Source organism: Aneurinibacillus migulanus, assembly GCF_001274715.1.
GTDB classification, from domain to species: Bacteria; Bacillota; Bacilli; order Aneurinibacillales; family Aneurinibacillaceae; genus Aneurinibacillus; species Aneurinibacillus migulanus.
The window spans coordinates 1-1,498 of record NZ_LGUG01000003.1 but is presented as its reverse complement, the minus strand read 5'-3'; the positions used below and the strand labels follow the sequence as shown (position 1 = coordinate 1,498).

3 protein-coding genes are annotated in these 1,498 nt (G+C 34.9%); 2 read left to right on the top strand and 1 reads right to left on the bottom strand.

The genetic code is table 11. The features are described 5' to 3' along the window. Positions 1 to 802 (top strand): helix-turn-helix transcriptional regulator (locus tag AF333_RS01610; protein WP_053432643.1); only part of this gene is annotated, 802 nt, incomplete at its 5' end. A gap of 244 nt (positions 803 to 1,046) precedes the next feature. Here the strand turns inward: AF333_RS01610 and AF333_RS01605 are convergent. Continuing rightward, a complete protein-coding gene (locus tag AF333_RS01605) occupies positions 1,047 to 1,238 on the bottom strand; it encodes a hypothetical protein (protein WP_043065886.1) in 192 nt (63 codons plus the stop codon). A gap of 39 nt (positions 1,239 to 1,277) precedes the next feature. Between AF333_RS01605 and tnpA the strand changes: the two genes are divergently transcribed. Then, a partial coding sequence (gene tnpA, locus AF333_RS34465) for an IS66 family insertion sequence element accessory protein TnpA (RefSeq protein ID WP_053432642.1) occupies positions 1,278 to 1,498 on the top strand: 221 nt, incomplete at its 3' end.

Sequence of the window (1,498 nt, the reverse complement as noted above, 5' to 3'; positions counted from 1 at the left end):
GTTTGCTAGATTTTCAAAGTATCACTATCATCGTATTTTTCAAAAAGAGGTTGGTGTAACTGTATCTGAATATATTCGATATCGAAGAATTGCCAATTCAGCTAACATGTTACTTTATACGGATGAAAAGATAATAGATATTGCTTTCTATTATCGCTTTGAAACGCAGGAATCATTTACTCGTTCATTTAAGAAATATTACCATTTACCGCCAGGGCAATACCGTAAAATTATAGGCAAATTAACTTTACAAAGGGAGGAAATCGTGTTGAAAAATGAACAGTTATTAAAAGGATGGAAGTTAAGTGGTAGTCATCCGTTTAATTATCAGATGGGAATTGATAGAGAAAACTTTCATAAGGGGAGGGCATCTGGATTTCTAAAATCTTTTACCGTCCAATCCCAAGGCGAATTTGCAACGATGATGCAGGGATTTAAAGCTGAGAAGTATCTGGGCAAAAGGTTAAAGCTCTCTGGATTTTTAAAATCCAAAGATGTTGATGGATTCTGTGGATTTTGGATGCGAGTCGATGATGCATTTCATGATATACTGCAATTTGATAATATGAGTGACCGCCCCATTGTAGGAAATACAGAGTGGAATCATTATCACATTGTTTTAGATGTACCAAAAAACAGTGCAGTCATTGCCTTTGGTGTTTTACTTTCGGGAAATGGGCAAGTATGGATTGATGAACTTAAATTTGAGGAAGTTGATAAACAAACACCAACAACCAACATTGATTTTTCTGCTGACCTTTTAGATGAACCTACTAATTTATCTTTTGAAGAGTGGGAGTAGATGATATTAAATTTTTTAATGGCTTTAATGAAGAGTTTTTTGTATCTTGAGAGCATCAAAATGGCAATTATCCTTTGCTTGATAACTAGAACTGTTTACTTTGTTAGGCAAAGGAAAAAACGAGTAGAATAGGTATGGAAATATTTTACTATGTGTTGAATAGAGATTCAGCCTGTAAGAAACACTAAAAAGCAAACTTAGAAAATAACAGGTTGAATGTCATAACAATAGATGATTGAGAAGATTATAGATTTAATAAATGATGCAACAATCTGTCTTTATCCTCAAAAAATTGTTTCATGATACGATAATGATTGGTTTCTTCCAGCGAAGTTTCTTTTGCCCCTTCCTCTGTAAACTCGATAATTTTCGCATTTGAATACGACATGATGGTAAGCGTCAAATATTCCACACCTGCCACTTGTAAATAACCCATGAGATAATCTCCTTACATACTACATGTGGAGGTTTTTTTATGGAAAAACACCTATTAAAGAAAGAATGGGAAGCTTATATTCAAGACTATAAAAACAGTGGACTATCAAAGGTTGCCTGGTGTCAAAAACAGAACCTACCGGTTCATCGGCTATATTACTGGCTGAAAAAATTATCGCCTGGACAGGTATCGGACTCGGCCCATGAGGCATCATCACTTGCAGGTGAAGGACAAAAAGTTATCGATAGTACCGTGTATAG

Bases quoted from the DNA above. Each gene is read 5' to 3' on its own strand.
- AF333_RS01605 (WP_043065886.1), bottom strand. From the start codon at position 1,238: ATGGGTTATTTACAAGTGGCAGGTGTGGAATATTTGACGCTTACCATC.